The organism is Actinomyces urogenitalis DSM 15434 (assembly GCF_000159035.1).
Lineage (GTDB): Bacteria > Actinomycetota > Actinomycetes > Actinomycetales > Actinomycetaceae > Actinomyces > Actinomyces urogenitalis.
On the sequence record NZ_DS999574.1, the window covers coordinates 865127 to 890082 of the forward strand.

Consider the following 24956-nt stretch of genomic DNA (forward strand, 5'->3'; position numbering starts at 1 on the left):
GGCAACGGCGGGTGTGGGCCGCCAGGCGCCGCCTTCCTCAGGCCCGGTTGGCGAAGCGCTCCAGGAGCGTGGCGTCGCCGCCGACTACCAGCACGTCCTCTGCTGAGACCAGCGTGTCCGGGGTGGCGTACTCGAAGGGCTCGCCCGGGCTCATGAGTCCGAAGACGGTGACGCCGTAGCGCGAGCGGACCTTGGACTCACCGATCGTGAAGCCGTGAAGCTCCGAGGGCGGACGCATCTTGACGATCGTGAAGCCGCCCTTCTCCATCTCGATGTAGTCCAGCATCCGTCCGGACACCAGGTGGGCGGCGCGCTGGCCGGCGTCGAACTCGGGGTAGACCACGTGGTGGGCGCCGATGCGCCGCAGGATGCGTCCGTGGGCCCGTGAGATGGCCTTGGCCCAGATCTGCGGCGTCTGCAGGTCCACGAGATTGCCTGCGATGAGCACGCTGGCCTCCAGGGACGTGGCTACCCCCACCACGGCGGTGCCGAACTCGGTGGCCCCGAGCTGCTCCAGGGCCTCCATATCCGTTGCGTCGGCCTCCACCAGTGGGATGCGTCCGCTCCACTGGCGCACAATCGCCGGGTTGGACTCCACAGCGAGGACCTCGCGGCCCAGCTTGTCCAGCGTGGCAGCAACGGCCGAGCCGAAGCGCCCCAGGCCGATGACCAGCGTGGAGTCGGTACGGTCGACGGAGGGTGCCATCAGTACTCCTTGGAGGGGAACGGTGCTGCTTAGAGGATAGTCGCCTGGCGGCTCAGCCGATGAGCGGACGCTCAGCAGGCATGCGGATGACCCGGCGCCGCTCCCGCATCGCCAGCGCGCTCGCGGCCGTCATCGTGCCCACGCGCCCGACGAACATGAGCACGATGATGACGTACTTACCGCTCTCGGGCAGGATCGGCGTGATACCGGTGGACAGGCCGACCGTGGCGAAGGCGCTGATGACCTCGAACAGGATGCGGTCCAGGGACAGGTCGGTGAGCTGGAGCAGCAGGAGAGTGGAGATCCCGACCACTGCCGAACCGATGAGTGCCACGGCCACGCTCAGGCGCACCGTCGGCAGGGTGATCCTGCGCCCGAAGGCCTCGATGTCCTGGTCCCCTCGCGCCTCGGCTGCCACGGCCAGGAGCAGGACGGCGAAGGTGGAAACCTTGATTCCGCCTGCCGTGGAGGCCGATCCTCCACCGATGAACATCAGGGCATCCTGGAGGAACCAGGTGGCCTCGTGCATGTGCTCGGGCGGGATAGTCGACAGCCCGGAGGAACGGGCGTTGACGCCGTTGAGCAGCGCGGTCAGCAGCTTGCCTCCCATGGAAAGAGGCCCGTAGGTCTGCGGGTTGGTCCACTCGAAGGCGGCGATGGTCAGCGAGGAGAGCACCGTCAGCGCGAGGTAGGTGGTCAGGGTGAGCTTGGTGTGCAGCGTCCACAGCCGTGGGCGACGGCGGTGGCGCATGACGTCGAGGATGACCGGGAAACCGGTCGCCCCGACGAAGGTGCCGATGATGATCGGCAGGCACATCCACCAGTCCGAGGCGTAGGGGGCCAGCCCCTCCGGCATGATGACGAAGCCAGCGTTGTTAAAGATCGAGGCTGACATGAACACCGCGTACCACAGCGCGTGCCACGGATCCAGGCCCAGGGTCAGGAAGCGCGGCAGCAGGATGAGGGCGAGGACGGCCTCGACGCCGAGCGCGGTGTAGATGACGGCGCGAAGCAAGGAGGCGACGTCGCCCAGCCGGGACTGGTTCTCGGTGGCGGCCAGCATGCGCTGGGTCAGACCCACGTGGCGCGAGACGGCGAAGGACAGCAGTGAGGCCATGGTCATGATGCCCAGGCCGCCGACGGCGGCTCCCAGGATGATGACTCCCTGACCGAAGGTTGACCAGGCGGTGGCCGTGTCCACGGTGCTCAGCCCCGTCACGCACACGGCGGAGGTGGCGGTGAACAGCGCGTCAACGAAGCTGGCGGCGGGTTTGCCGGCCGGTGTGGCCATCGGCAGGCTGAGCAGGGCGGTGACCGCCACGATGATGGAGGCGAAGACCAGCACAGCCAGTCTGGCCGGGGCGAAGCGTGCGGCGCGCTCGACCCGGGCCCGCACTTGCAGCCGTGCAACCAGTCGCCGCAGCCAGCCCTGCTCGTCGTCGACGTGGCGGTGGTAGACCAGCTCAGGGTTGACCCGGCGAGGGCGGTCATCCCGACGCCGTAACCCGGCCAGGGGCAGCGGCGCGCGCCACCCGCGGGCGAGGCGAGGCTCGTCGTCGGCACGGCGGGCACCGCGGGGTGCGCGGGACGGTGAGCTCTGAGATGACACAGCCGCCATTGTGGCCTGTTTACCGATGCGGCGCTGGAGGGAGAGGAATGACGCGCGTGGCGCAAGCGGCTGATGGGGCAGGTTGTGTGAAATGCGACGCCTGTGACGCCAGGGGGCGCTGACAACGTGTGCGGCGGGTGGGGCACACGATATAGTGACCTCGCTGACGCTTCGGGTTGCGCGCCTGCGGCGTCGAGTACCTATCCCCACAACGATTCCAGCAGACGGGACCTTGCATCCATGGCACCGGGTACTTCTCCCTCCGGCGCATCTGGCGCCCCCTCGTTCCTGACCGTGGCCGAGGTCGCAGCGATGCTGCGCGTGTCCAAGATGACGGTCTACCGCATGGTTCATTCCGGTGACCTGCCTGCCATGCAGGTGGGTCGCTCCTTCCGCGTGCCTGAGCGCGCGGTCGAGGAGTACCTGGCTGCGAGCCTAGGTGACTGGGGCCACGAGGGCTCGGCGTCGACGGGCTCCTGAAAACCGCTAGAATCAGCCGGTCACCTGTGTGATCGGGTGGGCTTGCCCCGACCCGACCACCCTGCTCGCCCGGCCTTGCGTCGGTGCGCTGGCGCAACGCCGTCGGCTGCGAGCGGACCGGCACCCACGACCACAAGGAGTCCCCATGGGATCTGTCATCAAGAAGCGCCGCAAGCGCATGTCCAAGAAGAAGCACCGCAAGCTGCTGCGTAAGACGCGTCACCAGCGCCGCAACAAGAAGTGACGAGATGTGCCCGGAGCCCGTGCTCCGGGCACACTTGTTCCCGGCAGGCCTCACCTGCTACCACCGCGCCTAGCAGCCAGGAGCACCTCATGAGTCAGCACTCCGTATCCGGCAACCTCATTGGAGACTCCATCAACGCCACGGAGCAGTGCATGATGCCCATCTCCGTTGACGCCTCGCCGGACCAGTGGCCCGCCGGCGTCCCGGCGCTGGCCCACGTGCCCGGCTCGGCGCCGGCTCCCACGACCCTGGCTGAGCTGACCACCATGGCAGTGGGCGGCCCGGTGGGTGAGTACGTCGAGGCCACCTCCGAGTCCGAGCTCATCGACGCCGTGCGCCAGGCCGATGAAGCCGGGCGTCCGCTTCTGGTGGTGGGCGGCGGATCCAACATCCTGGCCGCGGATGCCGGTTTTGACGGCCTGGTGCTGCGTGACGCGCGCCAGGAGGTCTCCCTCCTGGCCGACGACCGCTGCGGCGGCGTCGAGATCAGCGCCACGGCCGGCACCACCTGGGACGACCTGGTGCGCCAGGCCGTGGCCTGCGAGTGGGGCGGCTTCGAGACGCTGTCCGGCATCCCCGGGACCGTGGGTGCGGCGCCGGTGCAGAACATCGGCGCCTACGGCACAGAGGTCGCCGAGCTCCTGTCCAGTGTGCGGGTCTGGGACCGCTCTGCCGGCCAGGCTGTTCAGCTACCGCTGTCACGCCTGCAGCTGTCCTACCGAGACTCCGCCCTCAAGCGCTCGCTGACTGATCCGCAGGTCGGAGAAGGACGGACCTGGGGGCCGACGGGCCGGTGGGTCGTGCTCTCGGCCACCTTCTCGGTGCGTCAGGCCTCCCTGTCCGCCCCGATCGCCTACAGCCAGCTGGCTCAGGCCCTGGGAGTGAGCCTGGGCGAGCGAGTCGACTCCCGCGCCGTGCGCGAGGCGGTGCTGGAGCTGCGCCGCTCCAAGGGTATGGTCCTGGACCCCGATGACCACGACACCTGGTCCGCCGGCTCCTTCTTCACCAATCCGGTCCTCACCGCGCAGCAGGCCGAGCGCCTGCCGCCGGAGGCCCCGCGGTACCCGGTCACTGACCACACCAAGGTGGTGCCGGGTACGGTTGCCGCTCCCGTGGTTGACGGCCTGGTCAAGACCAGCGCCGCCTGGCTCATTGAGCACGCCGGCTTCCCCAAGGGCTTCTCCCTCGCCTCCGGCGACGCTGGCCAGGCTCCGGCCAGCCTGTCCACCAAGCACGTGCTCGCGCTGACCAACCGTGGCAAGGCCCGAGCCAGTGACATCGCCGCGCTGCGCGACGCCGTGGTCGCCGGGGTCCAGCAGGCCTACGGCATCACGCTGGTGCCCGAGCCGGTGCACGTGGGCTGGTGACGGGGAGGCGCTCGCTCGTGGCAGATCGCTCTGCGGTGGCCGGTGGGGTCCTCATCGTCGTCGCCATGATGTGGGGCTCCAGCTTCTTCATGACCAAGGGGCTGCTCACCTCGCTGGCTCCCCTGGACTTCCTTGCCCTGCGCTTTGCCGTGGCGGGCGCCGCCGCAGCCCTCGTCTTCGCCCCTCGCCTGGCGCGCACCGACCGGCGCACCTGGGCCTGCGGCGTGGTCCTGGGCCTGGTCTACTCGGGCGCGCAGATCGCCCAGACCTACGGCCTGACCCTGGCGGCGGCGTCAGTCTCCGGCTTTCTGACCGCCCTGTACGTCGTCGGTACCCCGTTGGTGGCCTGGCTGCTGTGGAAGGCGCGGCCGGCGCGCGCCACGGCCTTGGCCGTAGCCCTGGCGCTGAGCGGCGCCGCCGTCCTGGGGCTCAGCGGCCTGAGCGTTGGCTTGGGAGAAGCGATCCTCGTCCTGGGCGCCGTCGGCTACTCCTTCCACGTGGCCCTGCTGGGCCGCTGGAGCGCGGGGCGTGACCCGCTCGTCCTGGCAGCGATCCAGATGATCACCCTGGGGGTGGTCCACGTCCTGGTGGCGCTACCCGGGGGCATCGCGATGCCGGCGAGCCCGGCGGACTGGGCGCGGGTGCTCTACCTGGCGCTCGCCGTCGGCCTGATCGCGCTGGTGGGACAGTGCTGGGCGCAGGCCCGGATGGACGCGGCGAGGGCCGCCGTCATCATGGCGATGGAACCGGTCTTCTCCGCGCTGTTCGCGGTGGCCTTCGGCGGAGAGCTGCTGACCTGGAGGATCATCGTGGGAGGCGGCCTCATCTTCGCCGGCTCGGTGGTGGCCGAGCTCGGCCCCATCCTCGCCCGGCGGCGTCTGCGCCGCGCGCTCGCCTAGCCCTGGTCCGACGCCAGCCAGTCGTCCACCTCGGCCAGCCACCGCGCCTTGGAGCCCGGCGAGGCCAGCGAGGCGCGGATCGACCCCCGGGCCAGCTCAGCCAGCGCGGCGTCGCCCAGGCCGAGGCTCCGGGCGATCTCGTACTGGTCGGTCAGGCGTGAGTGGAAGAGCAGAGGGTCGTCCGCCCCCAGCGCGACCTGGGCGCCGTGGGCCAGAAGCGTCGGCAGTGGTACGTCCGCCGCCTCGTGGTAGACCCCGAGGCTCACGTTCGAGGCGGGGCAGACCTCCAGGCTGATCCCGCGCCGGACGATCTCGTCCAGCAGCGCCGGGTCCTCCGCGGTGCGCACACCGTGACCCAGGCGGGTGGGGCCTAGGGCACTGACGACGTCGCGCACGTGGGAGGGCCCCAGCAGCTCGCCACCGTGGGGCAGAGAGGCCAGGCCCGCCCGCTGTGCGATGCGGAAGGCCGGGCCCCAGGACGCTGTCCGCCCGGCCCTCTCGTCATTGGACAGACCGAAGCCGACGACGGTGCCCGGCTCCTGCCCGGCGTAGCGGACGGCCAGGCGGGCCAGGGTCCGCGCGTCCAGGGGATGGCGGATCCGTGAGGCTGCCACGATGACGGCGACCTCGACGCCGGACAGGATTGTGGCCTGGCGTGCGGCGTCCAGGATGATCTCCAGGGCCGGGGTGATGCCGCCGACGAAGGGGGCGTAGGAAGTGGGATCCACCTGGATCTCCAGACGGCGCGAGCCTTCGGCGGCGTCGTCGAGCGCGGCCTCGACGACGATGCGTCGCATCGTCTCCTCACTGGTCACCAGGTGGCGGGCCGTGTCATAGGCCCGCTGGAAACGGAACCAGCCACGGTGGTCGGCCGGCACGCGCAGCGGATCGCCGTCGATAAAGGAGGAGGGAAGGCGCGTGCGTGAGCTCTGAGCCAGGTCCACCAGGGTCTCCAGGCGCATCGATCCTGTGAAGTGCAGGTGCAGGTGCGCCTTGGGCAGGGTGGACAGGTCGCGCATAGCGGGATTCTTGCACGAGCGGACAGGTCACGCCCCGGTGGGCCTGGTGTAGGGCAGACTGGGACCATGAGCAACGCACCGGCCGGTTTCGAGCCAGAGGATGTCGCGCTCCTGACAGGCCCTCAGGCGGCCTCGGTACTCGCTGCGGCGCTGGCCCCCGCGGGTCAGCAGCTGGTGAGCTGGGAGGTCCACTCCGTCCACCACCGCCCGGGAGCGGGAGTCTCGGTCGGCTACACGGCCGTGGTGCTTAGCCCGGGCGGGGTCCGCACCACCCAGTACCTGTGCGCGACGACGGCGAGGCTGTCCTTCCCCCAGGCGCCAGGTCTCATGACCGTGGCGCCGGCGGGCCTGCTGCGCCGTTCGCCTGCGCCGATCCGCGTGTGGCGCCACCCCGCCGACCCTGAGCTGCCCGCGCTGCCGGTGGCCTGCACGCCCGCGCTGCTCGGCCAGCGGCTGGGCACCCCGGTCCAGACCTCGATCGTGGCCTACCGGCCCACTCGCCGGGCGGTGGTCCGAGTGACCTTCAGTGACGGCACAACGGCCTACGCCAAGATCTTCCGCCCCGGCCAGGCGGCGGCCTTCGCCGAGCGCCAGCGGATGCTGCGCGCCTCTGGGGTCCCGGTGCCGCAGGTCCTGCGGGCTGACCCAGACGGCCTGGTGCTGTTGGCGACCGGGCACGGCATGGCTTTGTCCGTGCTTCTCTCTCGCGGGATGGATCCGCAGACCTCGGCGAGGGTCTTTGCCTCGCTCACCGGGCTGCTGGATGCCCTGCCGCGCCAGGCCCTGGCCCTGGAGGCCCGGCCAGCCTGGTCGGACCGGGTGCGTCACTACGCCCACGCCGCAGCCACGGTGCTGCCTGAGCATGCTGCACGCGCCCGGGCGGTGGCCGACGGCGTGGAGCAGCTCATGGCCTCGTCCAACCCCGGTCCTGTGGTCCCGGTCCACGGTGACTTCTACGAGGCCAATGTCCTCATGGAGGGCGAGGCCGTGGCCAGTCTGCTGGACGTGGACTCCCTCGGACCGGGCCGACGGGTCGATGACCTGGCGTGCCTGCTCGGGCACGTCAGCGTGCTTGACCACCTGGCGCCGGCCTCCTACCCGCGGCTGCGTCCGGTCCTGGAGACCTGGACGAGCCTGGCTGAGGCCCAGTGCGACCCGGTGGCGCTGCGTGCGCGATGCGCTGGCGTGGTGCTCTCGCTGGTGGCTGGCGCACGCCGTGAAGACGGTGGTCCCTGGCGCCCTGACGCCGAGGGCAGGCTCGCTCGGGCCGAGATCTGGCTGGCGCAGGCCCGTGAGATCCAGGCGAGGCGAGGCGCGCACTAGGGGCCCGTCTTGCTCGCTCGCTGATGGCGTGATCTGCTGCCGCGACCGACCACTTTCGCCCTGACCGACCACGTAAACCTCGACCGACCGCCAGATCCTCCGCCGACCACTGGATTCGCGTGAATCTGGTGGTCCGTCGGGGCATGGGTGGTCGGTAGGGACATGGGTGGGGCCCGTCATCGCGCGACAACGGGCCCCACCTGTCTCATGTGCTGCGGCTGAGCAGCGAGAGCTACTTCACCTCGGCCAGGAGGGAGGCCACGCGGCCGATGCCCTCGCGGATGGCGTCGTCGCTCGTGGCATAGGACAGGCGCAGGAAGCCGGAGCGGCCGAAGGCCTCGCCCGGTACCAGCGCCACGTCAGCCTCGTCCAGGATGGTGCTGGCCAGCGTGATCGAGGAGTCGATGACCGTGCCGCGCAGGGTCTTGCCGATCAGGCCCTCGATGCTCGGGTAGGCGTAGAAGGCTCCCTGGGGGGTGGGCACCGTCAGGCCCTCGATGCCGCTGAGCAGCTCAACCATGAGACGCCGACGCCGGTCGAAGGCCTCGCGCATCCGCTCCACCGCGGTCAGGTCCCCGGCGACGGCGGCCAGGGCGGCGCGCTGGGAGACGTTGGCGACATTGGAGGACAGGTGGGACTGCAGGTTGGTGGCGGCCTTGACGACGTCGCTCGGGCCGATCAGCCAGCCCACCCGCCAGCCCGTCATGGCGTAGGTCTTGGCCACTCCGTTGAGGACGACCGTCTGCTCGGCCAGCTCAGGCACCAGCTGGACGATGTGCGCCGCCTGCGCGCCGTCGTAGAGCAGGTGCTCGTAGATCTCGTCGGTGATGACCCAGATCCCGTGCTCCAGGGCCCACTGACCGATCGCGGTGAGCTCGTCGGGGGTGTAGACCGCGCCGGTGGGGTTGGAGGGCGAGCACACCAGCAAGACCTTGGTGCGAGGAGTGCGTACCGCCTCCAGCTGCTCGACGGTGACCTTGTAACCCTGCTCGGCACCGGCGAAGACCTCCACCGGGATGCCTCCGGCCAGGCGCACGCACTCGGGGTAGGTGACCCAGTAGGGGGCGGGGAGGATGACCTCGTCGCCCGGGTCCACCAGGGCTGCGAAGGCCTCATAGACGGCCTGCTTGCCACCATTGGTGACGATGATGTCGTCGGGGCTGACCTCATAGCCGGAGTCGCGCAGCGTCTTGGCCGCGATGGCCTCGCGCAGGGCCGGCAGGCCCTTGGCGGGGGAGTACTTGTGGTTGACCGGGTCCTTGGCGGCGGCGACTGCCGCCTCGACGATGTAGTCAGGGGTCGGGAAGTCCGGCTCCCCGGCTCCGAAGCCGATCACCGGTCGGCCGGCAGCCTTGAGGGCCTTGGCCTTGGCGTCGACGGCGAGGGTGGCGGAGGGGGCGATGGCGGCGAGGCGGGCCGAGACACGGGCCCGAGGTGCAGTACTCACGAGGCCATGGTCCCACAGGCGCGGCCTGTCAGGAGAGCCGATCGGATGGTGAGAGGGAGGCGGGATCGCGCGGCGGCGTCGTCGTCCTGGCAGGCACGTCTAGGGGGTCTCGCAGAGCAGACGTGTCGTAGCCCACCCGCCCTCGATTTCCTCAGGTGTGTACTGTGTGGCATGATCAGTTCCCGCTGAAGGGCAGTGGCGCAATTGGTAGCGCACCGGTCTCCAAAACCGGCGGTTGTGGGTTCGAGTCCCGCCTGCCCTGCTGAGAACGCCGGATCTGTCGGGAGATCCCGTCGGTTCCGCCCTCTCGCCCGTCTGGGCGCTGAACGAACCGACGAAACCCGAGGATCCTGAGCATGAGTGAAGGCACGACTGTCGCCAAGGGTGCACAGCCGAAGAAGATCAAGGGCGGCCCCTTCGGACGCCTCGCCCTCTTCTTCCGCCAGGTCATCGATGAGCTTCGCAAGGTCGTGTGGCCGACGCGCAAGGAGCTGTGGACCTACTTCCTGGTGGTGGTGGTCTTCATCGTGGCGATCATGGCCTACACCGGCATCCTTGACTTCATCTTCGACCGTATCGTCATGTGGGTCTTCGCCTGATCGCTCGTTGACGACTGAACGCGACAGCACGCCCTAGAACGCACAGGAAAGCAGGTAATCGTGTCCGAGGAGATTCTCCCCGAGGAGACCACGGCAGACTCTGTCGACCCCACGAGCCAGGATGCTGTCCTGGAGGAGTCGGCCGAGGTGGTCGAGGACTCCCAGGCTGTCGAGGAGGCGCCCGCGCCGGTCGCCGAGGTGGACCCGATCGAGGAGTTCCGCAAGCAGATGTCCTCGCTGCCTGGCGAGTGGTACGTCCTGCACACCTACTCCGGCTACGAGCGCCGCGTGGCTGCGGACATCATGGCGCGCGCGGAGAACTTTGAGCTGGAGGACTACGTCTTCGACGCCGTCGTTCCCATGGAGACGGTGATCGAGGTCAAGAGCGCGGGGAAGAAGAAGGAAGTCTCCCGCGTGCGTATCCCCGGCTACGTGTTCGTGCGCATGGATCTGGACGACCCGGAGACCTCGGACCGCGTGTGGCGCACGATCAAGGACACCCCGGCCGTCACCGGCTTCGTGGGCGACCGCTACAACCCGGTGCCGCTGACCTTTGACGAGGCGGTCTCCCAGCTCGGCCCCACGCCGGAGGAGGTGGCTGCCAAGCAGGCTGCCGCCGCCAACGCCGCTCCCGAGGAGGGCGGGCGCACCCAGGTCGTCGAGGGCGGCCAGGTCTACGAGGTCGCCTTCGAGGTCGGCGAGTCCGTCATCGTCACCGACGGCCCTTTCGAGTCCCTGCCTGCCACGATCTCGGAGATCCACCCCGAGACGCAGAAGCTGCAGGTTCTCATCTCCCTGTTCGGCCGCGACACCCCGGCCGAGCTCTCCTTCACACAGGTCGCCAAGATCTGAGCGGCGACGCCGTACCTTACGCGGGTCCGTCACTCGTCCTTCGGGGCGGTGGCGGACCCGCGTCGTTGTGAGCCTCACACGGATATGCCTGTGATTCCAGGCACCGAGCTCGCTACAGCGGCTCTTGCGGGTCTAGCATGGGCGTTCGTGCGTGTGCCCGCGGTGCGGGCCTCGCGCCGTCGCACGGCAGGCGTGCGACGTTCCGGACAAGAAGGACCCAACACATGGCTCCCAAGAAGAAGGTCGCTGGGCTGATCAAGCTCCAGATCCAGGCCGGCCAGGCCAACCCCGCCCCGCCGATCGGCCCCGCGCTCGGTCAGCACGGCGTCAACATCATGGAGTTCTGCAAGGCCTACAACGCGGCTACCGAGTCGCAGCGCGGCAACGTCATCCCGGTGGAGATCACGGTCTACGAGGACCGCTCCTTCACCTTCGTGACCAAGACCCCGCCGGCCGCTGAGCTCATCAAGAAGGCCGCTGGTGTGGCCAAGGGCTCCTCGACCCCCCACACCGCCAAGGTCGGCAACCTCACCGCCGCCCAGGTCAAGGAGATCGCCGAGATGAAGATGGCGGACCTCAACGCCAACGACGTCGAGGCTGCCTCCAAGATCATCGCCGGCACCGCCCGTTCCATGGGCATCACGGTCGACGCCTGAGCGTCACCACACCCCCACTGACCACCGTGGAAGGGCCTCGCGCGGCCCGTTCACCACGACTGCAAGGAGAAGCAGATGACTAAGCGCTCCAAGGCCTACCGCACCGCCGCTGAGAAGATCCAGTCCGGGATCCTCTACACCCCGGCCGAGGCCGTGAAGCTCGCCAAGGCGACCGCCGTGACGAAGTTCGACTCCACCGTGGACGTCGTCTTCCGCCTCGGTGTTGACCCCCGCAAGGCCGACCAGATGGTGCGAGGCACCGTGTCCCTGCCGCACGGTACCGGCAAGACCGCCCGAGTGATCGTCTTCGCTCAGGGCGACCGCGCCCAGCAGGCTCTTGACGCCGGGGCTGACGAGGTCGGCGGCGACGAGCTCATCGAGAAGGTCGCTGGCGGCTGGACGGACTTCGACGCCGCCGTCGCTACCCCCGACCTCATGGGCAAGGTCGGCCGCCTGGGCCGTGTCCTCGGTCCCCGTGGCCTCATGCCCAACCCCAAGACCGGCACCGTGACGATGGACGTGGCCAAGGCCGTGTCCGACATCAAGGGCGGTCGTATTGAGTTCCGCGTCGACCGCGCCGCGAACCTCAACTTCATCATCGGCAAGTCCTCCTTCACCGAGGAGCAGCTGGTGGACAACTTCCGCGCCGCTCTGGACGAGATCCTGCGTCTGAAGCCCGCCACCTCCAAGGGCCGCTACATCCTCAAGGCCACGATGACCACGACCATGGGCCCGGGCATCCCGCTCGACGTCACCAAGTGATCATGACGGGAGGCCTCGCCCCGGCATAGGCCTCCTGGAGACGACGGCGCCGCTCACCTTCCGCTTCGAAGGCGAGCGGCGCCGTCGTCCTGCTCGCTCTAGAGCGCCAGGCACCAGGCGACGGCGTAGCCGCCCAGGAGGAAGGGGCCCAGTGGGATGGGGGTGCGTCGGTCCGCGCGACCCAGGGCGATGCGGAATCCCGCGGCGATACCTGCCGCCCCGAGCCCCAGGTACAAGGCGTAGACCTGGCCGGCAGCGGTGAACGGGGCCAGAGCAAAGGTCAGGAGAGCGAGGAGCTTGACGTCACCCGGACCGATCTGGTGGCTGAGGCGGCTCACGACGGCCAGGGCGATCGTGAGTGCGGCCGATACCAGCAGTGGCGCGAGGATCGGCCAGTAGCCGGGCGCGTCGGCAGGGTGAACCGCTTCCACGGCTTGGCACTCCTGTCTGTCCGCGGCCCACAGGCACGGATCGGAGACCTCGGCGGCCATGACCCATGCGCGCAGCAGGTGGCAGAGCACCAGTGGGACCGCGGCCAGGCCCAGGAGGAGGTTGGGCAAGCGCAGACACAGGACGTCGCAGGCACAGGCGAGCGTGACCAGAACGGCCACCGGGCTGGCCGCGAGGGCGAGGCCCGTTCGGGCACCCACGCCAGGGGTGCCGTCGTCAAGCGCCTGACGCAGTACGAGTGCGGCCAGGACCGCGGCGTGGACGAGGAGGCAGCAGGCGGTCACCCGGGCGCGAAGACGGGTAGGCGAGGTCCCGAGCTCCGGGCGCAGCCTCGCGGTATAGCGGACCACGGTGCGCGAGGCGGGCCAGGCTACCGCGGTGGTCAGTGCGAGGCTGACGGTCAGGCTAAGGATGGCGGGAAGAAGCGTGTCCACCTGCCGATGGTGACAGGCGCCACCGCCATGGTCCACAGCGTGACCGATCGCACCAGGTTTCCACAGTGTGCGGCCTTGCGTAGTGGGGGAGGTGGGCCGGTAGTCTGGCACCTGCCAAAGACCGCAGGTCTCCCGCCTTGGCGGGACCAAGTCCACCAGCTCCCCGGAGCGATGGAGCCAGCGCAGGTGAGAACGTGACTCCTCCACGGTTGTGGAGCGTGAGCCTCGTGCCTTGCCGGCGCGAGGCTTTTTTCGTGCCAGAGCCTGGGCGCCTGTGGCAGACCACGGAAGGAGGGCCCATGGCAAGGCCTGACAAGGAAGCGGCTGTTGCCGAGCTCGCGGGTAAGTTCCGCGACTCCGGCGCGGTGCTGCTGACTGAGTACCGCGGGCTGACCGTCGCCGAGCTCAAGGAGCTGCGTCGTTCGCTCGCTGGTAACGCCGAGTATGCCGTGGTGAAGAACACGCTTGCTGCCATCGCCGCCCGTCAGGTCGGCCTGGAGGCCTTCGCTGACGACCTCAAGGGCCCCACGGCTCTGACCTTCGTCTCCGGCGAGCCGGTTGAGGCTGCCAAGGCGCTGCGTGACTTCGCCAAGGACAATGCCAAGCTCGTCGTCAAGGGTGGTGTCATGGACGGCAACGTCCTGGACGCCTCCGAGGTTGACAAGCTGGCTTCGCTCGAGTCCCGCGAGGTTCTGCTCGCCAAGGCTGCGGGTGCCATGAAGGCGTCCCTGTCCAAGGCTGCGTACCTCTTCGTCGCGCCCGCCTCCAAGGCGGTCCGCACTGTCGACGCCCTGCGCGAGAAGCAGGAGACCGCGGCCTGAGCCGCGTGCGCCGTTCAACACCACTTTCATCCCTGTGCTGAAGACAGTGCAGGACCCTTTTTCCAGGAAGGAACGCCCATCATGGCGAAGCTGACCACCGACGAGCTCATCGAGGCCTTCAAGGAGCTCACCCTCATCGAGCTGTCCGAGTTCGTCAAGGCCTTCGAGGAGACCTTCGACGTCACCGCTGCTGCTCCGGCCGCCGTTGCCGTTGCTGGCGCCCCCGCTGCTGGCGGCGAGGCCGCTGCTGCCGAGGAGAAGGACGAGTTCGACGTCATCCTCGAGGCCGCTGGCGACAAGAAGATCCAGGTCATCAAGGAGGTGCGCGCCCTGACCTCCCTCGGCCTGAAGGAGGCCAAGGAGCTCGTCGACGGCGCTCCCAAGCCCGTCCTCGAGGGCGCCAACAAGGAGACCGCCGAGAAGGCCAAGGAGGCCCTCGAGGGCGCCGGCGCCACCGTCACCCTCAAGTGAGTCTCGCCCCGGCCGCCGCGGTTCTCACCATGAGGTGAGCCCGGCCAAGGGGAGTATCGCTTCACGCTGGCCCCGACCACCATTGGTGGTCGGGGCCAGCTGCTGTCTGCGGCGCGGACACGACGCTGTTGCCAGGTGGGCTGTAGGCGATATGCCGACGCCGGACCTGCGCACAAGGTCCCCGGTTCGCGGGGCATCGCGAGCCCGACGGCGATGGTGGCACCTCCCAAGAGCCAGGCTCCCGAGCGAGAGGGTGCCTCTCAGGGGGCGCGAGGGCGCGTACCAATGGCGCGTGCACGTACGTATCGGGGGATGCACGTTCCAGTGGGGGTGGTGGGCTTGATGGCTGCGTCAGTTGAGGTTCTGGACCGTTGGTTTGGTCTTGGTGCGCTTCCTGGATACGTCGGTTTAGGCCGTGGACAGTCGGTTCGGGTGTGGCGGGGATGGGGATCGACTGTTCAGGGCCTAAAGCGACGGAGAGGCGGTGGGGATGCGACGGGGATGGGGCGGCGTGCGGGGGGGGGGTGGTGCGATGGGCTTTTGGTGCGTGGGTTGGGTGATTGGTGCGTGCTTTGGTGAATGTGACGGTCTCTGGGGGAGCGCTAGGGCACGCACCAATTGAGGGTGCACGCACGCTTCGGGGGAAGCGCGTACCAATGGGGCTGGGGCCTGGTTGGGGAGTACGCGCCTATGGGTGGAGGCACGCCGGCATCGAGGAAGCACGTTCTCACGGCGCCGGGGCTCGGGTGGGGGAGCGCGCGGCTATGAGTGAAGGCACGTCCGCATCGAGGAAGCACGTTCCAGTGGGGCTGCGGCCCGGGTGGGGATGTACTCCGCCACGGCAGAAGCGCGCCGCCCAGGGTCGCTGGGCGGGCCGCGAAAGACTATTGGTACGGCCGGGGTGCATGGGGTCCGGCCGCGAACGGGAGGGTAGTATGCGCGGATGTGGTGCGAATCGCAAGGGTCGGTACCGCGCAGGCGTAGATGTCGGTGTTAGGGGCGTGTACGCTAGCGCTTTGCGTGCATTGTGTGTAGTGACGCTCGTAGCGCCGTCGGACGGACGGTCCCCTGGCTGGGGAACCGGTACCGCTCCGCTGGTCTGGGGCTCCCACCGTGCGCAGTGTACGCAGAGTGATCCCCGAGATGAGGGAAGGATCCCCTTTGGCTGCCTCGCGCACCTCTGCACCAACTGCCGCTGACATTGCCGCGCGTACCGCGTCGCGTCGCATCAACTTCGCGAAGATCGCCGAGCCTATGCAGGCTCCGAACCTTCTCGCCCTGCAGACCGAGAGCTTTGACTGGCTCGTCGGCAACGAGAAGTGGCGCGCCCGCGTGGACGCTGCGAACTCGGCTCGGCCTGGCTCGCTGCCCGAGACCTCGGGTCTGGAGGAGATCTTCGAGGAGATCTCCCCGATCGAGGACTTCGGCGAGACCATGGCGCTGTCCTTCCACGACCACCGCTTCGAGGAGCCGAAGTACACGGCCGAGGAGTGCCAGGAGAAGGACCTGACCTACTCCGCGCCCCTGTACGTGGTGGCCGACTTCGAGAACTTCCAGACCGGTGAGATCAAGTCCCAGACGGTCTTCATGGGCGACTTCCCGCTCATGACGGACAAGGGCACCTTCATCGTCAACGGCTCCGAGCGCGTCGTCGTCTCGCAGCTCGTGCGCTCGCCTGGTGTGTACTTCGAGCGCACCACCGAGAAGGCCTCGGACAAGTACGTCTACAACGTCAAGTTCATTCCCTCTCGCGGCGCCTGGCTGGAGTTCGAGGTCGACAAGAACGACCACGTCGCCGTGCGTATCGACCGCAAGCGCAAGCAGGACATCACGGTCTTCCTCCTGGCCCTGGGCATGGACGAGTCCGAGATCCGCGAGGAGTTCAAGGCCTACCCGGCTCTGACCTCCGCCCTGGACGAGGACCGTAAGGTCACCAACCAGGACGAGGCGCTGCTGGATATCTACAAGAAGATCCGTCCCGGTGAGCCGCCGAGCGTCGAGGCCGGCCGCACCCTGCTGGAGAACTTCTACTTCAACGCTAAGCGTTACGACCTGGCCAAGGTCGGTCGCTACAAGATCAACAAGAAGCTGGGCCTGGCCGCGGACCTGGCGGACTCGGTGCTGCGCATCGAGGACATCGTCGCCGCGATCAAGTACCTGCTTGCCCTGCACGCCGGTGCCGAGACCGTTGAGGGCGTCAAGGACGGCGAGATCGTGGACATCGCGGTCGAGTTCGACGACATCGACCACCTCGGTAACCGTCGCATCCGCGCTGTCGGTGAGCTTATCCAGTCTCAGGTGCGTACTGGTATGAGCCGCATGGAGCGTCAGGTGCGTGAGCGCATGACGACCCAGGACGTCGAGGCCATCACGCCCAACACCCTCATCAACATCCGGCCCGTGACCGCCGCGATCAAGGAGTTCTTCGGGACCTCCCAGCTCTCGCAGTTCATGGACCAGAACAACCCGCTGGCCGGTCTGACGCACAAGCGTCGTCTGTCCGCCCTGGGCCCGGGTGGTCTGTCGCGCGAGCGCGCCTCCATGGAGGTGCGTGACGTCCACACCTCGCACTACGGCCGCATGTGCCCCATCGAGTCCCCTGAGGGCCCGAACATCGGTCTGATCGGATCGCTGGCGACCTTCGCCCGCATCAACCCCTTCGGCTTCGTTGAGACCCCGTACCGCGTGGTCAAGAATGGCCAGGTCACCGACGAGACCCACTACCTCACGGCTGACGACGAGGACCGGCACATCATCGCCCAGGCCAACGTCGAGCTGACCGAGGACGGGCACTTCGCTGAGTCCCACGTCCTGTGCCGTGTCACCGGAGGTGAGCCAGCGCTGGTTCCGGCCGGAGACGTCGACCTCATGGACGTCTCCCCGCGCCAGATGGTGTCGGTGGGTACCTCCCTCATTCCGTTCCTGGAGCACGACGACGCCAACCGCGCCCTCATGGGTGCCAACATGCAGCGTCAGGCCGTGCCGCTCATCCGTCCCGATGCCCCGCTGGTGGGTACCGGTATGGAGCGCCGCACCGCCGTCGACGCCGGTGACGTGCTCGTGGCCTCCAAGCCCGGTGTCGTCACCGAGGTCTGCGCCGACTTCGTGCGCGTGGCCAACGACGACGGCTCCGAGACGGTCTACAAGGTCGCCAAGTTCCGCCGCTCCAACCAGGGCAACTGCTACAACCAGCGCGTCGTGGCCACCGAGGGTGAGCACGTCGAGGCTGGCTCGGTCCTGGCCGACGGTCCGGCCACCGAGGGCGGAGACCTGGCTCTGGGTCAGAACCTCCTGGTTGCCTTCATGACCTGGGAGGGTCTGAACTACGAGGACGCCATCATCGTGTCCCAGCGTGTGGTCTCCGAGGACCTGCTGACCTCGATCCACATCGAGGAGCACGAGGTTGACGCCCGTGACACCAAGCTCGGCGCCGAGGAGATCACCCGCGACATCCCCAACGTCAGCGAGGAGACGCTGGCCAACCTCGACGAGCGCGGCATCATCCGCATCGGCGCTGAGGTCCGCAGCGGGGACATCCTGGTTGGCAAGGTCACCCCGAAGGGTGAGACCGAGCTGACCAGCGAGGAGCGCCTCCTGCGCGCGATCTTCGGTGAGAAGGCTCGTGAGGTGCGCGACACCTCCCTGCGTGTGCCCCACGGCGAGTACGGCATCGTCACCGGTGTGCGTGAGTTCGACGCCTCCAACGAGGACGCCGAGCTGCCCGCCGGCGTCAACCACATGGTGCGTGTCTACATTGCCCAGCGCCGCAAGATCACCGTGGGTGACAAGCTCTCGGGCCGTCACGGCAACAAGGGTGTGATCTCCAAGATCAACCCGATCGAGGACATGCCCTTCCTAGCCGACGGAACCCCGGTCGACGTCATCCTCAACCCGCTGGGTGTGCCCAGCCGTATGAACGTCGGTCAGGTCCTGGAGCTCCACCTGGGCTGGGTGGCCTCGCGCGGGTGGGACGCCACGGCGGCCCGTAAGGCCGGCGAGGAGTGGGCCGTGCGCCTGCCCGCCAACGGCGTCAAGGCTGAGCCCCGCACCCCGGTGGCGACCCCGGTCTTCGACGGTGTGCGTGACGACGAGCTCATGGGTCTGCTCTCCTCGACCCTGCCCAACCGCGACGGCATGCAGCTCATCGCGCCCAACGGCAAGGCCCGTCTGTTCGACGGTCGCTCCGGCGAGCCCTTCCCGTACCCGATCTCGGTGGGCTACATGTACATCCTCAAGCTCCACCACCTCGTGGACGACAAGATCCACGCCCGCTCCACCGGTCCGTACTCGATGATCACCCAGCAGCCGCTGGGTGGTAAGGCACAGTTCGGTGGCCAGCGCTTCGGTGAGATGGAGGTCTGGGCGATGGAGGCATACGGTGCCGCCCACGCCCTGCAGGAGCTGCTCACCGTCAAGTCCGACGACGTCAACGGGCGAGTCAAGGTCTACGAGGCCATCGTCAAGGGTGAGGACATCCCCGAGCCCGGCATCCCCGAGTCCTTCAAGGTGCTCATGAAGGAGATGCAGTCGCTGTGCCTGAACGTCGAGGCGCTGGACGCCGAGGGCAATGTCATCGGCCTGGACGACACTGACGAGGACGGCCGTCGCGCCTCCGAGGAGCTCGGCTTCGACCTGGGCCGCCGCCCCGGTGGCGCCATGGCCTCCACGGTCGACGAGATCTGACCACCACAGGCCCCGGTTGAGGGGCGGCTCCGGCCGCCCCTCCCGGGCCCCACGGGCGGGCCAGCGTCCTGGAACAACGCTCGCCAGCCCCACCAGACAATCGATGAGCTGACACATCGGAAGTAGGAACTGTGCTCGACGCCAACGTCTTCGATCGCATCCAGCTCGGCCTTGCCACCTCCGAGGACATCAAGTCCTGGTCCCACGGTGAGGTCAAGAAGCCCGAGACCATCAACTACCGCACCCTCAAGCCGGAGAAGGACGGACTCTTCTGCGAGAAGATCTTCGGCCCCACCCGCGACTGGGAGTGCGCCTGCGGCAAGTACAAGCGCGTGCGCTACAAGGGCATCGTCTGCGAGCGCTGTGGCGTGGAGGTCACGCGCTCCAAGGTCCGCCGTGAGCGCATGGCCCACATCAAGCTGGCCGCCCCGGTCACGCACATCTGGTACTTCAAGGGCGTCCCCTCGCGCCTGGGCTACCTGCTCAACCTGGCCCCCAAGGACCTGGAGAAGGTCATCTACTTCGCTGCCTACATGGTCACCGAGGTGGATGAGGAGGGCCGCCACGACGACCTTCCCTCGCTGCGCAACGAGCTGGAGGTGAAGAAGAAGCACGTCGAGGAGGCCGGCCAGGCTGACGTCGAGGCGCGCCAGAAGCGTCTGGAGGAGGACCTCGCCCAGCTCGAGGCCGAGGGCGCCGACCAGGCCCAGCGCGACAAGCTGCGCAAGACCGCCGAGCGCGAGATGGGTGCTCTTCGCCGCAAGAACCAGCGCACGCTGGAGCACATGGACAAGGTCTGGGACCGCTTCGTCTCTCTCAAGGTCGGTGACCTGGAGGGTGACGAGGTCCTGTACCGCGACATGGCGGCCGACTACGGCATCTACTTCAAGGGTGCCATGGGCGCCGAGGCCGTCCAGGCCCGCCTGCGCACCTTCGACCTGGAGGCTGAGGCCGAGGCCCTGGCCGAGGTCGTGGCCAACGGCACCGGGCAGCGTAAGACCCGTGCGATCAAGCGCCTAAAGGTCATCAACGCCTTCCGCGTCACCGGCACGGCTCCTGAGGCCATGGTGCTCGACTCCATTCCGGTCATCCCGCCGGACCTGCGTCCGATGGTCCAGCTTGACGGTGGCCGCTTCGCCACCTCCGACCTCAACGACCTCTACCGTCGCGTTATCAACCGCAACAACCGCCTCAAGCGGCTGATGGACCTGGGCGCGCCCACGATCATCGTCAACAACGAGAAGCGCATGCTTCAGGACGCCGTGGACGCCCTGTTCGACAACGGCCGCCGCGGCCGCCCGGTCACGGGCGTGGGCAACCGCCCGCTGAAGTCCCTGTCCGACATGCTCAAGGGCAAGCAGGGACGCTTCCGTCAGAACCTGCTGGGCAAGCGTGTGGACTACTCCGGCCGTAGCGTCATCGTGGTTGGTCCTCAGCTCAAGCTGCACCAGTGCGGTCTGCCCAGCCAGATGGCGCTGGAGCTGTTCAAGCCCTTCGTCATGAAGCGCCTGGTCGAGCTCAAGGAGGCCCAGAACGTCAAGGCCGCCAAGCGCATGGTCGAGCGGGCCAACCCCAAGGTGTGGGACGTGCTCGCCGAGGTCATCCGCGAGCACCCTGTGCTGCTCAACCGTGCCCCCACGCTGCACCGCCTGGGTATCCAGGCCTTTGAGCCGCAGCTGATCGAGGGTAAGGCCATCCAGCTGCACCCGCTGGTGTGTGGCGCCTTCAACGCCGACTTTGACGGCGACCAGATGGCTGTCCACCTGCCACTGGGCTCGGAGGCCCAGGCGGAGGCCCGCATCCTCATGCTGTCCTCCAACAACATCCTCAAGCCCTCCGACGGCCGCCCGGTGACCATGCCGTCTCAGGACATGATCATCGGTACCTACTACCTCACCCAGACCCCCGACCCCAAGGTCGAGGTCGAGGTGGACGCCGAGGGCAACCCGGTCGTGCCGTCCTTCTCCTCCTTCGCCGAGGCGCTCATGGCGCACGACTTCGGCAAGCTGGACATGAACGCCACCTGCGACATCCGCTTCGAGGAGGGCATCACGCCCCCCACCGACTGGCAGGCCCCCGAGGGCTGGAGCGAGGGTGAGCCGGTGACGCTGCGCACCTCGCTGGGACGCGCGGTGTTCAACACGGCGCTGCCCGAGACCTTCCCGTACATCAACTACGTGGTGGACAAGAAGAAGCTCGGCAACATCGTCAACCGTCTGGCCGAGTCCTACCCGCGCGTGGACGTGGCGGCCTCCCTGGACAAGCTGAAGTCCAACGGCTTCTACTGGTCCACCTGGTCCGGCATCACCGTCGCCTTCGCCGACGTCGTCTCCCCGGCTTCCAAGCCGGAGATCCTGGCCCGCTACGAGGCTGAGGCGGCTGAGATCGAGGACCAGTTCGAGATGGGTGCGCTCACCGAGGAGGACCGCTATCAGTCCCTCATCGATATCTGGACCAAGGCGACCGCTGAGGTGGCCGAGGCCATGCGTGAGAACTTCCCCGAGCGCAACACCGTCTACCAGATGGTGGTCTCCGGTGCTCGTGGTAACTGGGACCAGATCCGCCAGCTCGCAGGTATGCGAGGTCTGGTGGCTGACCCCAGGCAGCGCCTCATCGAGCGCCCGATCAAGTCCAACTACCGCGAGGGCCTGAGCGTTCTGGAGTACTTCATCGCCACCCACGGTGCCCGTAAGGGGCTGGCGGACACGGCGCTGCGTACCGCGGACTCCGGCTACCTCACCCGTCGTCTGGTGGACGTGTCCCAGGACGTCATCGTGCGTGAGGACGACTGCGGTACCCGCAAGGGCCTGGCCAAGCGCATCTTCACGTGGAAGGAGGTCGACGGCGAGCGGGTCAAGGAGCCTAGCGAGATCCTGGCGACCACCGTCTACGGCACCACGCTGGCTCGTGACGTGGTCGACGAGGCGGGCAACGTCGTCGTCGCCGCGGGCACGGACCTGGGCGAGGCCGAGGTCGCGGCCGCCATTGAGGCGGGCGCCGAGGAGATCACGGTCCGCTCCGTGCTCACCTGTGACTCCGCCGTCGGCACCTGCGCGGCCTGCTACGGCCGCTCGCTGGCCACCGGCAAGCGCGTGGACATCGGTGAGGCCGTCGGCATCATCGCGGCCCAGTCCATTGGTGAGCCCGGCACCCAGCTGACCATGCGCACCTTCCACACCGGTGGTGCGGCTGGTGCCGCGGACATCACGCAGGGTCTGCCGCGTGTCCAGGAGCTGTTCGAGGCTCGTACCCCCAAGGGCGAGGCCGCCGTGGCTGAGGCCGCCGGCACGCTCAAGATCGAGGACGACGCCGAGGGTAAGCGTCTGGTCATCACGCGCGACGACGGCGAGGAGGACCTCGTGGTTCCGGTCTCGCGCCGCCAGCGCCTGCTGGTGACCGACGGCGACCACGTTGAGCCCGGCCAGGCCCTGACCGAGGGCCCGGTGGACCCGAAGAAGGTCCTGCGCCTGCGCAGCGTCGGTGCCACCCAGCGTCACCTGGTGGAGGAGGTCCAGGAGGTCTACCGCTCCCAGGGCGTGGACATCCACTCCAAGCACATCGAGGTCATCGTGCGCCAGATGCTGCGCCGCGTGACCGTGCTGGAGTCCGGGGACACCAACCTGCTCCAGGGAGACCTGGTGGACGTCATGCACTTCCGTGCGGAGAACCGCCGCGTCATGGCTGAGGGCGGCAAGACCGCCTCTGGCCGTACCGAGCTCATGGGTATCACCAAGGCCTCGCTGGCCACGGACTCCTGGCTCTCGGCGGCCTCCTTCCAGGAGACCACGCGAGTGCTCACCGAGGCCGCGATGAACGGCAAGTCGGACCCGCTGCTGGGCCTGAAGGAGAACGTCATCCTCGGTAAGCTCATCCCGGCCGGAACGGGCCTGGCCCGTTACTCCGACATCGAGGTCGAGCCCACCGAGGAGGTCAAGCAGGAGGTCTTCTCCCGCACTGGCTTCGGTGACATGTTCGGCACCGGCGAGTCGGTCGCGCTGGACGACTTCTCCTTCGGGGGAGACTTCCGGGCTGACTTCTCCGATGACTTCCGCACTGGCTTCTCCTCCGAGGACTACCAGTTCTGATCCAGCCCGCGTAGCCCGGCACTGACCGGCCGCGCATGTGGACGCTGACGACGGCGGCCCGGCACCCTGACCACGGTGCCGGGCCGCCGTCGTGCGTCACGAGGATGGGGTTGGGGCGTGGCCCCCGTGCCTGATACCAGAACTTGTCCTGACGTATGTAACGGATGAGTGACGCCTGAGCCATATCCTCAACTCGGTTCGTGCCCGCTGGGTCAGGCTCCCTGGTCCGGGCCGCAGCGTCACGTAGCGCCGTGAGTCGGCGGGCACCGGCCCGGGGCGAGCCGCGTCGCCACGTGTGGGCAGCGGACGCCTCGCGCTCGTAAGGACGGAGGCTGCATGGGTGAGCACACCCAGGACTCGGGTGGGGTTCTTCAGTCCGCCTCGGTGGTCTTCATCAGCGACAACGTGCTGCAGGCAGCCGGCCTTGAGCACTTGCTGACAGCGGCGAAGGACCTCGTCTACGCCAGACGCGTCAGCTCGGTGGACGCCCTGCTCGCCGCGGGCGGGGCCCTGCCTCGGCTGGCCCTGATGAGCCTGGCGCTGTGCGACGGCTCGGACCCGGTGAGCAACGTCCGGCGCCTGCGTGAGGCAGGAGTGCGTGTGCTGGCCTACTTCGCCGGTGCGGACCGGTACCAGGTGCGTCGGGCCTACGAGGTGGCACAGGTCGGCGTCGTACGTTCGTGGGACGAGGGGCCGGTCATGCTGGAGGGACTGCGCCAGGCCCTGGACGATGCCAGTGGGCCGCTCCAGCGGTGGACGGACGTGCTGGGCATCGACGCCGCGACGGTCGTCAGCGACCGCCTGACCGCGGTGGAGCGCGAGGTGCTCATGGTGTACGCCGCAGTAGCGACGGCGGACTACGTCGCCAGGCGCCTGGGACTAGCGACCAACACCGTCAACAAGTACGTGGCCAAGGCGCGACGTCGCTACGCCGAGGCGGGAAAGACCGCTGACAGCCGGGCGGACCTGGTGCGCCTGGCTCAGGAGGACGGGCTGCTGCCCCTGGCCCTGGCCGTGCGCGATGAGCCAGGTACGAGCTGGCTGTGAGAAGTGGCCTCGGGGGGGGGCACCGTCCAGGAGTTATGGTGGCGTCAACTGCCAAGGACAAGGAGACAGACCGCACCAGGACAGCCCACGGCTCCGGGACAGCCCACGGCTCCGGGACCCCTGCCCGCGACGCCATCCCTCAACGACGTGAAAGCCAGTGATATGAGTGCCTCCCCGACTCGCCAGCGCTTCGGCGCCCCCGGTGCGCCCCGCGAGGCTCGGCCCGTCGCGAACACGAGCCCCGAGGTCTACACCGAGGAGCTGTCCGTGTGTGCCCTGGCACCGTGGCACAAGGCGCGTCTGGCATCTTCTCCGTCGCGTCTGGTAGTGGACCTGCCGCACCTGTGGATGGGGCTGTTTGCGGTCGGTCGGGAAGTCAGTGAGTTCGACCTGGAGGCGCTGCGCACGATCGAGACGTCCACGCGGGTGCGTAGCCGCCGGGCACTGGCAGCGGCCGTCATGGTCAGCACCGGGATCTGGGCACTGGCCGCCTCTTTTGTCTCCTTTGGCGGCATGGCCCACGGATTGCGGGCGATCTGGGTGGCTGCCAGTCTCCCGGGGCTGGCTAGCCTGGTGCTGGGCGTCATCCTTGCGGCCAACGCCTCGGTGGACGTGCTCACGGTTGCTGATGAGCAAGGCGCGTCGGTGCGGATCGAGGTCAATCCGCGTGGTCGGCACGGGCTGCACCTGTTCAAGGGCGAGCTGCTGCGCCACGTGCGCGTCCACGGTGCCTCGCGCCGGGGGGGGGGATCCTCCCAGGCCCCCGAGGTCGCGCACGATGAGGACGGAACAGGGCCCGGCCGTGTCCTAGACCACCAAGGTGGTCGGCCCTAGGCACTGGTGAGGCGCCGTCGTCGTCGGTAACCTTGCCTGCGGTGCCCGCGTGCGGGTTGCCGTTCTCCATTCCGTTCCCAGCGCTGTGGCCTCCTTCTGGCCGACGACGTGACGCGGGTCTGCCGCGGCGGGAACCGACGGGCCCCTTCCGCGGGGCTCCGGACGTCG

Annotated in this window: 20 protein-coding genes and 1 tRNA gene; 16 read left to right on the forward strand and 5 right to left on the reverse strand. The window is 68.4% G+C overall.

Features of this window, described 5'->3' with window-relative positions:
• Window positions 1-37 precede the first annotated feature (37 nt).
• Both HMPREF0058_RS03710 and HMPREF0058_RS03715 read right to left on the reverse strand, forming a co-directional pair.
• Window positions 38-706: a potassium channel family protein gene (locus HMPREF0058_RS03710; protein ID WP_006548347.1), complete on the reverse strand. Its 669-nt coding sequence runs from the start codon at window positions 704-706 to the stop codon at window positions 38-40.
• Between the two features lie 52 nt (window positions 707-758).
• On the reverse strand, window positions 759-2324 hold the full coding sequence (locus tag HMPREF0058_RS03715) for a TrkH family potassium uptake protein (protein ID WP_006548348.1): 1566 nt from the start codon (window positions 2322-2324) through the stop codon (window positions 759-761).
• Between the two features lie 231 nt (window positions 2325-2555).
• Here HMPREF0058_RS03715 and HMPREF0058_RS03720 point away from each other — a divergent pair, with 231 nt between their 5' ends.
• From HMPREF0058_RS03720 to HMPREF0058_RS03730, 4 genes are all read left to right on the forward strand, one after another.
• The gene (locus HMPREF0058_RS03720) at window positions 2556-2795 is read left to right on the forward strand and encodes a helix-turn-helix domain-containing protein (RefSeq protein ID WP_024034580.1); all 240 of its coding nucleotides are present in this window, start codon (window positions 2556-2558) and stop codon (window positions 2793-2795) included.
• Window positions 2796-2940: 145 nt separating this feature from the next.
• On the forward strand, window positions 2941-3039 hold the full coding sequence (locus tag HMPREF0058_RS12000; RefSeq protein ID WP_005504750.1) for a 30S ribosomal protein bS22: 99 nt from the start codon (window positions 2941-2943) through the stop codon (window positions 3037-3039).
• A gap of 89 nt (window positions 3040-3128) precedes the next feature.
• Window positions 3129-4406 carry a UDP-N-acetylmuramate dehydrogenase gene (locus HMPREF0058_RS03725; RefSeq protein ID WP_006548350.1) on the forward strand — a complete coding sequence of 426 codons (1278 nt, stop codon included), beginning with the start codon at window positions 3129-3131 and terminating at the stop codon, window positions 4404-4406.
• 17 nt (window positions 4407-4423) lie between these two features.
• Window positions 4424-5305: a DMT family transporter gene (locus HMPREF0058_RS03730; protein WP_040319512.1), complete on the forward strand. Its 882-nt coding sequence runs from the start codon at window positions 4424-4426 to the stop codon at window positions 5303-5305.
• Here HMPREF0058_RS03730 and HMPREF0058_RS03735 read toward each other — a convergent pair.
• Window positions 5302-6324 carry an adenosine deaminase gene (locus HMPREF0058_RS03735; protein ID WP_006548352.1) on the reverse strand — a complete coding sequence of 341 codons (1023 nt, stop codon included), beginning with the start codon at window positions 6322-6324 and terminating at the stop codon, window positions 5302-5304. The two genes, HMPREF0058_RS03730 and HMPREF0058_RS03735, sit on opposite strands and share 4 nt — an antisense overlap.
• A gap of 66 nt (window positions 6325-6390) precedes the next feature.
• On the opposite strand from HMPREF0058_RS03735, the gene HMPREF0058_RS03740 reads away from it, so the two are divergent.
• Window positions 6391-7647, forward strand: coding sequence for a phosphotransferase (locus HMPREF0058_RS03740; protein WP_006548353.1), 1257 nt, complete (start codon window positions 6391-6393; stop codon window positions 7645-7647).
• Between the two features lie 232 nt (window positions 7648-7879).
• On the opposite strand, the gene HMPREF0058_RS03745 is transcribed toward HMPREF0058_RS03740, so the two are convergent.
• On the reverse strand, window positions 7880-9094 hold the full coding sequence (locus HMPREF0058_RS03745) for a pyridoxal phosphate-dependent aminotransferase (protein ID WP_006548354.1): 1215 nt from the start codon (window positions 9092-9094) through the stop codon (window positions 7880-7882).
• Between the two features lie 189 nt (window positions 9095-9283).
• Between HMPREF0058_RS03745 and HMPREF0058_RS03750 the strand changes: the two genes are divergently transcribed.
• The 5 genes from HMPREF0058_RS03750 (at window position 9284) to rplA (ending at window position 11963) form a co-directional block, all read left to right on the forward strand.
• Window positions 9284-9356, forward strand: a tRNA-Trp gene (locus HMPREF0058_RS03750).
• A 94-nt stretch (window positions 9357-9450) separates the two neighbouring features.
• On the forward strand, window positions 9451-9693 hold the full coding sequence (secE, locus tag HMPREF0058_RS03755; protein ID WP_006548355.1) for a preprotein translocase subunit SecE: 243 nt from the start codon (window positions 9451-9453) through the stop codon (window positions 9691-9693).
• A gap of 60 nt (window positions 9694-9753) precedes the next feature.
• Window positions 9754-10545, forward strand: coding sequence for a transcription termination/antitermination protein NusG (gene nusG / locus HMPREF0058_RS03760; RefSeq protein WP_006548356.1), 792 nt, complete (start codon window positions 9754-9756; stop codon window positions 10543-10545).
• 224 nt (window positions 10546-10769) lie between these two features.
• Window positions 10770-11201, forward strand: a complete 432-nt coding sequence (rplK, locus tag HMPREF0058_RS03765) for a 50S ribosomal protein L11 (protein ID WP_006548357.1) — start codon at window positions 10770-10772, stop codon at window positions 11199-11201.
• 75 nt (window positions 11202-11276) lie between these two features.
• Window positions 11277-11963 carry a 50S ribosomal protein L1 gene (rplA, locus tag HMPREF0058_RS03770; RefSeq protein WP_006548358.1) on the forward strand — a complete coding sequence of 229 codons (687 nt, stop codon included), beginning with the start codon at window positions 11277-11279 and terminating at the stop codon, window positions 11961-11963.
• A gap of 98 nt (window positions 11964-12061) precedes the next feature.
• On the opposite strand, the gene HMPREF0058_RS03775 is transcribed toward rplA, so the two are convergent.
• Window positions 12062-12847, reverse strand: a complete 786-nt coding sequence (locus HMPREF0058_RS03775; protein WP_006548359.1) for a hypothetical protein — start codon at window positions 12845-12847, stop codon at window positions 12062-12064.
• A gap of 299 nt (window positions 12848-13146) precedes the next feature.
• Between HMPREF0058_RS03775 and rplJ the strand changes: the two genes are divergently transcribed.
• The 6 genes from rplJ to HMPREF0058_RS03810 all read left to right on the forward strand — a co-directional run bounded on the left by rplJ (window position 13147) and on the right by HMPREF0058_RS03810 (window position 24788).
• Window positions 13147-13668: a 50S ribosomal protein L10 gene (gene rplJ / locus HMPREF0058_RS03780; protein WP_006548360.1), complete on the forward strand. Its 522-nt coding sequence runs from the start codon at window positions 13147-13149 to the stop codon at window positions 13666-13668.
• Window positions 13669-13749: 81 nt separating this feature from the next.
• Window positions 13750-14139: a 50S ribosomal protein L7/L12 gene (gene rplL, locus HMPREF0058_RS03785; protein ID WP_006548361.1), complete on the forward strand. Its 390-nt coding sequence runs from the start codon at window positions 13750-13752 to the stop codon at window positions 14137-14139.
• A gap of 1161 nt (window positions 14140-15300) precedes the next feature.
• Complete coding sequence (rpoB, locus tag HMPREF0058_RS03795) at window positions 15301-18822, forward strand: DNA-directed RNA polymerase subunit beta (RefSeq protein ID WP_034236283.1); 3522 nt, start codon at window positions 15301-15303, stop codon at window positions 18820-18822.
• A 131-nt stretch (window positions 18823-18953) separates the two neighbouring features.
• The gene (locus HMPREF0058_RS03800) at window positions 18954-22907 is read left to right on the forward strand and encodes a DNA-directed RNA polymerase subunit beta' (RefSeq protein WP_006548363.1); all 3954 of its coding nucleotides are present in this window, start codon (window positions 18954-18956) and stop codon (window positions 22905-22907) included.
• A 336-nt stretch (window positions 22908-23243) separates the two neighbouring features.
• Window positions 23244-23954 (forward strand): helix-turn-helix domain-containing protein, encoded by a 711-nt coding sequence (locus HMPREF0058_RS03805; RefSeq protein ID WP_006548364.1) that lies wholly within the window; start codon window positions 23244-23246, stop codon window positions 23952-23954.
• A 162-nt stretch (window positions 23955-24116) separates the two neighbouring features.
• Complete coding sequence (locus HMPREF0058_RS03810) at window positions 24117-24788, forward strand: hypothetical protein (protein WP_006548366.1); 672 nt, start codon at window positions 24117-24119, stop codon at window positions 24786-24788.
• Window positions 24789-24956: the final 168 nt, after the last annotated feature.

What these genes read in the sequence shown, in the direction of transcription:
- HMPREF0058_RS03710 (WP_006548347.1), bottom strand. Translation starts at nt 706, where the DNA reads ATGGCACCCTCCGTCGACCGTACCGACTCCACGCTGGTCATCGGCCTG.
- HMPREF0058_RS03715 (WP_006548348.1), bottom strand. Translation starts at nt 2,324, where the DNA reads ATGGCGGCTGTGTCATCTCAGAGCTCACCGTCCCGCGCACCCCGCGGT.
- HMPREF0058_RS03720 (WP_024034580.1), top strand. Translation starts at nt 2,556, where the DNA reads ATGGCACCGGGTACTTCTCCCTCCGGCGCATCTGGCGCCCCCTCGTTC.
- HMPREF0058_RS12000 (WP_005504750.1), top strand. Translation starts at nt 2,941, where the DNA reads ATGGGATCTGTCATCAAGAAGCGCCGCAAGCGCATGTCCAAGAAGAAG.
- HMPREF0058_RS03725 (WP_006548350.1), top strand. Translation starts at nt 3,129, where the DNA reads ATGAGTCAGCACTCCGTATCCGGCAACCTCATTGGAGACTCCATCAAC.
- HMPREF0058_RS03735 (WP_006548352.1), bottom strand. Translation starts at nt 6,324, where the DNA reads ATGCGCGACCTGTCCACCCTGCCCAAGGCGCACCTGCACCTGCACTTC.
- HMPREF0058_RS03740 (WP_006548353.1), top strand. Translation starts at nt 6,391, where the DNA reads ATGAGCAACGCACCGGCCGGTTTCGAGCCAGAGGATGTCGCGCTCCTG.
- secE (WP_006548355.1), top strand. Translation starts at nt 9,451, where the DNA reads ATGAGTGAAGGCACGACTGTCGCCAAGGGTGCACAGCCGAAGAAGATC.
- rplK (WP_006548357.1), top strand. Translation starts at nt 10,770, where the DNA reads ATGGCTCCCAAGAAGAAGGTCGCTGGGCTGATCAAGCTCCAGATCCAG.
- rplA (WP_006548358.1), top strand. Translation starts at nt 11,277, where the DNA reads ATGACTAAGCGCTCCAAGGCCTACCGCACCGCCGCTGAGAAGATCCAG.
- rplJ (WP_006548360.1), top strand. Translation starts at nt 13,147, where the DNA reads ATGGCAAGGCCTGACAAGGAAGCGGCTGTTGCCGAGCTCGCGGGTAAG.
- rplL (WP_006548361.1), top strand. Translation starts at nt 13,750, where the DNA reads ATGGCGAAGCTGACCACCGACGAGCTCATCGAGGCCTTCAAGGAGCTC.
- HMPREF0058_RS03805 (WP_006548364.1), top strand. Translation starts at nt 23,244, where the DNA reads ATGGGTGAGCACACCCAGGACTCGGGTGGGGTTCTTCAGTCCGCCTCG.
- HMPREF0058_RS03810 (WP_006548366.1), top strand. Translation starts at nt 24,117, where the DNA reads ATGAGTGCCTCCCCGACTCGCCAGCGCTTCGGCGCCCCCGGTGCGCCC.